Below are 7,599 nucleotides of genomic sequence, written 5' to 3'. Positions count from 1 at the left end.
GAGGCCCTGGCGGTGTGGGTGAACCACTACAACTACCATCGGCCTCATACCTCCTGCGGAGACGCTCCTCCGGCCTCGTTGGCACCGGCCCGAGTCAACAACGTCATGCCCTCCTACACCTAGCGCCGGGGGCGGACCGGTCCGGCCATCGGGGCGTGTCCGCACGCGGCGTGTCCCGTCGGCCGCTCAGGGGCGCGGCCGGGTGGCCAGCCACCGGGCCAGCAGGCCGTCGGGGACCTCCTCGGCGGTCACCGCGAACGTCCGGTGGTCCCGCCAGGCGCCGTCCACGTGCAGGTACGCGCGCCGCAGGCCCTCGTCGCGCAGGCCGAGCTTCGCCACGACCCGCAGGCTGGCCGCGTTCTCCGGGCGGATGTTGACCTCGACCCGATGCAGACCGGCGCTGCGGAACGCCCAGTCCGTCGCCATGGCCACGGCCGTCGGCGTCAGCCCCCGGCCGGCCTCGCGACGGTCGATCCAGTAGCCGATCGAGCCGGAGCGCACCGAGCCGTACTGGATCCCGCCCAGGGACAGCAGCCCCACCAGGCGGTCCCGGTCCGGGCGGTCGTCGTCGAGGGCCATGCCCCACGTGTAGGCGCTGCCGTCCCGGCCCTGGCGGCCGTGCCAGCGGACCATCTGCCCGAACGACGCCGGGCTCGCGCCCGGCACGGGGCTCGTGGCGTCCCACGGCGTCAGCCACTCGCGGTTGTGCGCCCGCTGCTCCTCCCACGCCTCCCGGTCCCGCCTCCGCAGCGGCCGCAGGGCGAGGGTGCCGTGCCGCAGGGTCACGGGCCAGGGGGAACGCTGCCAGGACATGGCGTCGATCCTATGCGCGGCCGGGCGCGGCACCGGTGCGGCGGGCATCATGGGGACATGCGCACTCCCCCTCCCGTGCCCGAGCCCGCCGCCACGGGCCCCGTCGCCGGCGTCGACGACGTCGTGGACGCCAAGGCCGCCCTGCGTGCGCGCCTGCGCACCGCCCGCCGCGACCGCTCCCCCGCGCGCCGCGCCGACGAGTCCGCGGCCGCCGTCGAGCACCTGTGGGCGTGGCTGGGTCCGCGCGTGGCCGCGGCGACCGCGGACGGGACCGCCCCGGTGGTGGCCACCGTGCTGCCGATGGCCACCGAGCCGGACACCGGTGGGCTGCGCGCCCGCCTGCTGGCCGCGGGGGCGCGGGTGCTCGTCCCCGTGATCGAGCCGGAACGACGCCTGAGCTGGGCCTCCTGGCACCCGGGCGTCGCGACGGCGCGCGCGGCGAACGCCCCCGTGGACGAGCCCGTGGGCGAACGGCTCGGGACCGACGCGCTGGCGGCGGCGACCGCGGTGGTCATGCCGGCGCTCGCGGTGGCCGAGGACGGGATGCGCCTGGGCCAGGGCGGGGGCTACTACGACCGCTTCCTCGCCGAGCTGCCGCGGAGCGTGCCGACCGTGGCCCTCGTGTTCGAGGACGAGCTGCTGCCGGCGGGCGCCATCCCTGCCGAGCCCACGGACCGGCCCGTGGACGGCGTCGTCACCGCGGCCGGGCTGCGCTGGGTCTGAGCCCGGCCCGCGGCGCGGAGTAGCATCGGGGGTCGGATCCCCCCAGAACCGCGCGCCCCGGCGCGCCCCGAGCGAGCTGGAGCTGAGCATGCCCACCTACGCCTACCGCTGCAAGGACTGCGGCCACGCCTTCGACGTCGTCCAGGCCTTCACCGACGACGCCCTCACCGAGTGCCCCGCGTGCGGCGGCGTCCTGCGCAAGCAGTACGGCTCGGTCGGCGTGAGCTTCAAGGGCTCCGGGTTCTACCGGACCGACTCGCGCTCCGGCACGGGCGGCACCGGCTCGGCCGGCGGATCGACCTCGGACTCGGCCGCCGGGTCCTCGACGTCCTCGACGTCGTCCTCGTCCTCCGCCCCCGCGAACTGACCCGGCCGGATCGGGCCGGCTCAGCCCCAGTGGGGCGGGCGCTGCTCGCGCAGCCAGCGGTCGTGCTCGGCCTCGGCCGCGCCGATCTCGACCCCGGCCTCATGTCCGGTCGGCGCGGTCGCCGGCGACGTCCCGGCCTGCCCGGTCAGCCGGGGCATCCCGGGCAGGCGCGGCTCGCGGCCGTCGGCGGCTGCCGGGCCGGTGCCCGGGGCGTCCGCCCGGCGCGGGCCGCGGCGGCGCGGCGCGCCGTCAGCGGACATCGTCGTCGGTCTCGTCCGTCTCGTCCGCCGGCTCCACGCCCAGCCGGTCGGCCAGCTCGCGGGCCACGGACTCCGGGTCCGCGAACACGTCGATCGCCCACAGGGTCCGGGGCTCCCAGCCGCGGGCCTCGAGCCCCTCGGGCAGGGTCCGCGAGCGCTGCCGCACCGTGAGGGCGCGGTACACCTCGCCGCCGTCGCCGGCCAGGGCCAGCGGACGGGGCGCCTCGTCCCGGTCCGCGCGCGGATCGAGCACGGCCAGGTCCATGACGCCGGCGTAGCGGGGCAGGACGCGGGCGCCGTGCTCCTCGAGACGGTCGCGCAGATCGGCCAGCAGCGGGTCGCCCACCATGCCCACCGGATCCGCGGCGTCCTCGCCGAGGTAGGCCTCGAGCAGCCGCAGGAACCAGAGGGCGCCGCCGTCGAGCCGGTCCTCGTCCAGGTCGGCGGCGCGCAGCGCGGAGACGAGGTGCAGGCGCCGGCGGGCGCGGGTGAGCGCGACCGTGACCATGCGCTCGCCGCCCGGGTCGGAGAAGGCGCCGAAGTGGTGCACCACGCGGCCGTGCGGGGTGCGGCCGTAGCCGGGGGTGAGGATCACGGCGTCGCGCGTCACGGAGGCGGCGCGCACGACCGGCACGATCACGAACGGCTCGGCGTCGGCGGCGTCCTCGCCGCGGCCGCGGGCGAGGAACTCGTGGGCCCACGGCGCCTGCGCGGCCGTGGCCTGCACGGCGGCGGCCACCCGGCGGGCGTGCTGCTCGGACACCGTGACCACGGCCAGGGACTGCTCGGGCCGGTCGCGGATGTGCTCGAACACGCGCTCCACGGTGCGGGCGACCTCGGCGTTCGTGGACTCGACCACGTCGCCGCCGGTCATCGGGATGCCGGTGCCCTCGGGCAGGTACTCGGCCGTGACGGCACGATCCCGGCCGGTGGCCTCGCCCGCGGTGGGCAGCGCGTCCAGGGCGCCGTCATAGGCGAGCGCGGAGAGCAGGCGCACGAGGCGCCGCTCGAGGGGGCGGTGCACGGTGCGCAGCGGCAGGGTGGGCAGCACCTCGTCCAGCGCGTCGTGGGCCGAGCGCAGCGGGCGCAGGGGCCCGGCGGTCGCCGTCGGGTCCACGGACACCTGGAACGACTGCGGGCGCCCGATGACCGGGTCGCCGAGGGCCACCACCTGGGGGGCGCGGGTGAGCGCGCCCATCGCGGTGGCCAGGGCGGTCGCGTCGGCCTCCAGCAGCACGACGACGTCGGCGCGCCACTCCGGGGGGAACTCGGACAGGGCCATGGGCGAGGTGGTGACCACCGGCACGAGCGGCTGCAGGAGCTCGGGGGTGATCGTGGCCAGGGACTCGACCGTGGGGCTGCCCTGCTTGAGCAGGGTGCGCAGCACGGCCGCGTCCGCGCGATAGGTGCGCAGCGCCTCCCGCCAGCGCGCGGCCAGCGCGGCGGAGAGCCGGGCGCCGCCGCGCTCGAGATGGGCGCGGTCCAGGTCGCGGAACCCGCGCTCGACCTCCGCCAGGTCCGTGCCGCTCATCATGGCCAGGAAGTCGTCCCCGGAGATCATCGCCTCGAGCGCGGACTGCCACCATGCCAACTCGAGCTCGGCGGTCAGGGCCTCGGTGGGCACCTCGCGGTCGCGCAGGTCCTCGAGCAGCTCCGCCAGGCCGTGGTCGCGCAGGCTGTCCAGCACGAGGGTGCGCTCGGGCAGCGTGGCCAGGGTGTCGCGGTCCGCCACGAGCCCGTCGACGGCGGCCACGAGGTCGTCCACGTCCCGCTCCTCCAAGGGCGCCTCGGCCACGGCCTCCGGGGCGAGGACGCCCTCGAGCCGGCGCAGGCGCTCGCGCACCTGGCCGACCTGGCCCATCACGTGCTCGCCCTGGTCCGGCACCTGCGGGGGCGTGCCCGGCTCGGCGGCGTGGCGGTTCCAGTCCTCCAGGACGGCGGCGGCGTCCACGAGGGCGCCGTGCAGGTCCGTGGGCTGCACGCCCGGGCGGACCGCGTCCTTCGCCGCGCGGCGCAGGCGGGACCGGGTCACCGAGGACATCTCGACCAGGTGGAGGCGCCGCCACGAGCTGGTGGCGGTCGCCGCGACCAGCTGGGGCACGTCGAGGGAGAACACCTCGGGGGTGAACTCGGTGAGGGTGCGGGCCACACGGCGGTAGAGGTCCGCCTGCTCCGCCCAGCCGGCCACCGTGCGCTCGGGGCGCAGGCCGGCCTGGGCGGCGGCGGTGTCCACGGCGCGCCGGGTGGTGTGCAGGGCGGCCGCCAGCTCGTCGGCCAGCTCCGAGGCGGCCTCGGTCTCCTGCACGTTGCGCACGCGGGCGCCGAACCAGCGGCTCTCGGTGGCGGCGGCCGAGAACGCGCCGAGCTCCCCGGCGCGCACGAGCTGCTCGCCCACGGCCTGCCGGTTCACGGTGGAGTCCAGCACGGAGCGCTTGAGGCGCACGGTGGTGGCCGGCGGCGTCTCGAGCCCGGTCAGGGCGGCCAGGGCCTGCATCGCCTGGAACGGCGAGCAGCCCCAGCGGGGGCGGACGTGGTGCAGTGAGCCGACGTGCTCCTGCAGCCGGCGCCGTCGTTCGGTCAGGGCGGCCTCGTCCCGGGCGGTGTCGGGGTCCACGGCCCGCTCGGAGCGCAGGACGGCCTGCACGAGCTGGCGGCGGAGCAGCTCGGGGTCCGCGTTGGCGGGCACATCCAGCGCGATCGAGCGCAGGTCCGCCTCCTCGAGGCGGTCGAGCACGTCGGCCAGGGCGGCGGAGCGCTCGGCCACGACCAACACGCGCCGACCCTCCCAGGCCAGGCGCGCGGCCAGGGCGGCGGCGGTCTGGGTCTGCCCGGTGCCGGGGGCGGCCGCCACCACGAGGGACTCCCCCGCCGCGGCGTGCTCGAGCACGCGTGCCTGGGCGGCGTCGACGTCGACGACGAGGCGCTCGTCCGCCGGGGCGACGTCATCCTCCGTGGGCGCGCCCGTGGGCTGCAGCGCCGCCGGGCGCGGCACCATGCCGGTGCCGGCGTCGTACAGGGCCTGCACGACCGGCAGATCCTCGAGGGAGGCGGGCAGCGAGGCGGTCTCGCCGAGGTCCGCGAACGTGGAGACGAGCAGGCAGTCCTCGACGTGCAGGTCCGCGATCGCGGCGGTCTCCTCGCGCAGGCGGGCGAACGCGGGGGCGGGCTCGAGGCGCGCCGTGGCGTAGGCGGCCTGCCGGTACGCCTCGGGGTCCAGGGCGATGCCGTGGTGCCGACGCAGGTTCCGCACGAGCGCCGGGTTCAGGCGGGCCGGCTCGGTGATCTGGACCTCCAGCTCGTCCCGGCCCCGGGCGCCGCGGCGCACCGTCAGGGCCACGCGGGCCAGCAACACGGGCGCGGAGCGGCGCTCCCGCCGGCCGTCCTCCTCGGCCGTCCACGTGGCCACGCCCACGGCGAGCGCGCCGACGTCGATGCCGCGCTCCTCCGCCAGCTCGCGGACCTTGGCGCGCAGGCCGAGGGAGACCTCGTGCGCCGCGTCCAGCACCGGGCCGGCCGGCAGCAGGGTGGACAGGCGGGTGCGCCGCCCCAGCAGCAGCTGCGAGACGCCGGAGGAGTTCGCTTCCGTGAGGTCGATGCTGTTGGCCGCCGAGGGCGCGAACCGCAGCATCGTGTCGTTCTCGGCGCCCGAGCCCAGGGAGGACACCCAGGCGGCCGGGTCGGGGCGGGTCTGCCCCTCGTCGGGGCGTGCGGCGGCGCGGGCGCGGGCCAGGCGCGGGAACTCCTGCTCGGTCACGTGCGTGCGGTCCTTCCTCCGTCGCCTGGGTCCAGGCGGTCTTCGTGCGGACGGCCGCCCCGGTCAGGGGCGGCCGGATGCGGCGCCGGACGCGCCGCTCACTCCCACTCGATGGTGCCCGGCGGCTTGCTGGTCACGTCGAGCACGACGCGGTTGATGCCGTCGACCTCGTTGGTGATGCGGTTCGAGATGCGGGACAGGACGTCGTCCGGGATCCGCGCCCAGTCCGCCGTCATGGCGTCCTCGCTGGTGACGGGGCGCAGGACGACCGGGTGGCCGTAGGTGCGGCCGTCGCCCTGCACGCCCACAGAGCGCACGTCCGCGAGCAGCACCACCGGGCACTGCCAGATCTGGCGGTCCAGCCCGGCCGCGGTGAGCTCGGCGCGCACGATCGCGTCCGCGCGGCGCAGCAGGTCCAGGCGCTCCTGGGTGACCTCGCCGATGATGCGGATGCCCAGTCCCGGGCCCGGGAACGGCTGGCGGTGCACGATGCCCTCGGGCAGGCCGAGCTCGGCGCCCACGGCGCGGACCTCGTCCTTGAACAGCTCGCGCAGCGGCTCGCACAGCTCGAACTCGATGTCGTCCGGCAGGCCGCCCACGTTGTGGTGGGACTTGATGTTGGCCGCCCCGTCCCCGCCGCCGGACTCGACGACGTCCGGGTAGAGCGTGCCCTGCACGAGGAAGCGGACCTCGGTGGCGTCCGGGTCGTGCTCGGACTCGAGGACGATGTCCGCCTGCGCCTTCTCGAAGGTGCGGATGAACCGCTCCCCGATGATCTTGCGCTTGGCCTCGGGGTCGGTGACGCCGGCCAGCGCGGACAGGAAGTCCTCGCGCGCGTCCACCATCACGAGGCGGGCGCCGCCGTGGGCCTCGCCGAAGGCCTGCTCGATCTCGGCGGACTCGCCCTCGCGCATGAGGCCGTGGTCCACGTAGACGCAGGTGAGGCGGTCGCCGATGGCGCGCTGCACGAGGGCCGCGGCCACGGCGGAGTCCACGCCGCCGGACAGGCCGCAGATGGCCCGCTTGTCCCCGATCTGCTCGCGGATGCGCTCGACCTGCTCCTCGATCACGCCGCTGGCCGTCCAGTCCGAGCCCAGGCCCGCACCCACGTGCAGGAACTGCTCGAGCACCCGCTGGCCGCGGGAGGAGTGGCCCACCTCGGGATGCCACTGCACGCCGTAGATGCGGCGCTCGCGGTCCTCGAACGCGGCGACGGGGGCGCCCGCGGTGGAGGCCGTCACGGCGAAGCCCTCGGGCGCCTGCGTCACGGCGTCGCCGTGGGACATCCACACGACCTGATCGAGGTCCTGGTCCGCGAACAGCACGGAGTCGGCATCCACCGAGTCCAGGCGGGTGGAGCCGTACTCCCGGGTGCCGGTCTTGGCCACGGTGCCGCCGAGGGCGTGCGCGATCGACTGGAAGCCGTAGCACAGGCCCAGCACGGGCACCCCGGCCTCGAGCAGCGCCGGGTCCAGCTGCGGGGCGCCGGGCTCGTACACCGACGACGGCCCGCCCGAGAGGATCAGCGCCGCGGGCTTACGCTCGAGGATCTGCGCCGCCGGGGTGGAGGCGGGCACGACCTCGGAGTAGACGTTGGCCTCGCGCACACGACGCGCGATGAGCTGCGCGTACTGGGCGCCGAAGTCCAGCACCAGCACCGTGGGCATCACGTCGCTGAGCGG

General features: G+C 76.5%; 7 protein-coding genes. 3 read left to right on the top strand and 4 right to left on the bottom strand.

Annotated features, from left to right (window positions below; all coding sequences use genetic code 11):
* The coding region (locus QL983_RS09395; protein ID WP_148110984.1) for an integrase core domain-containing protein at window positions 1-123 on the top strand (123 nt) is incomplete at its 5' end.
* Window positions 124-186: 63 nt separating this feature from the next.
* Here QL983_RS09395 and QL983_RS09390 read toward each other — a convergent pair.
* Complete coding sequence (locus tag QL983_RS09390; RefSeq protein ID WP_182488359.1) at window positions 187-813, bottom strand: GNAT family protein; 627 nt, start codon at window positions 811-813, stop codon at window positions 187-189.
* Between the two features lie 57 nt (window positions 814-870).
* Between QL983_RS09390 and QL983_RS09385 the strand changes: the two genes are divergently transcribed.
* The gene (locus QL983_RS09385; protein WP_230282109.1) at window positions 871-1,536 is read left to right on the top strand and encodes a 5-formyltetrahydrofolate cyclo-ligase; all 666 of its coding nucleotides are present in this window, start codon (window positions 871-873) and stop codon (window positions 1,534-1,536) included.
* 88 nt (window positions 1,537-1,624) lie between these two features.
* Window positions 1,625-1,903, top strand: a complete 279-nt coding sequence (locus QL983_RS09380; protein ID WP_230297477.1) for an FmdB family zinc ribbon protein — start codon at window positions 1,625-1,627, stop codon at window positions 1,901-1,903.
* A 20-nt stretch (window positions 1,904-1,923) separates the two neighbouring features.
* Here the strand turns inward: QL983_RS09380 and QL983_RS09375 are convergent, their stop codons facing one another.
* The 3 genes from QL983_RS09375 to guaA form a co-directional block, all read right to left on the bottom strand.
* Window positions 1,924-2,163, bottom strand: coding sequence for a hypothetical protein (locus QL983_RS09375; protein ID WP_101965831.1), 240 nt, complete (start codon window positions 2,161-2,163; stop codon window positions 1,924-1,926).
* Complete coding sequence (locus QL983_RS09370) at window positions 2,153-5,917, bottom strand: DUF4011 domain-containing protein (RefSeq protein WP_230297478.1); 3,765 nt, start codon at window positions 5,915-5,917, stop codon at window positions 2,153-2,155. Before QL983_RS09370 ends, QL983_RS09375 begins: the two co-directional genes overlap by 11 nt.
* A gap of 98 nt (window positions 5,918-6,015) precedes the next feature.
* On the bottom strand, window positions 6,016-7,599 hold a 1,584-nt coding region (gene guaA / locus QL983_RS09365; RefSeq protein WP_290152569.1), incomplete at its 5' end, for a glutamine-hydrolyzing GMP synthase.

Origin of the sequence: Micrococcus sp. APC 4021, assembly GCF_030407635.1 — a bacterium.
GTDB classification, from domain to species: domain Bacteria; phylum Actinomycetota; class Actinomycetes; order Actinomycetales; family Micrococcaceae; genus Micrococcus; species Micrococcus luteus.
This window is presented reverse-complemented; position numbering and strand designations above follow the sequence as displayed.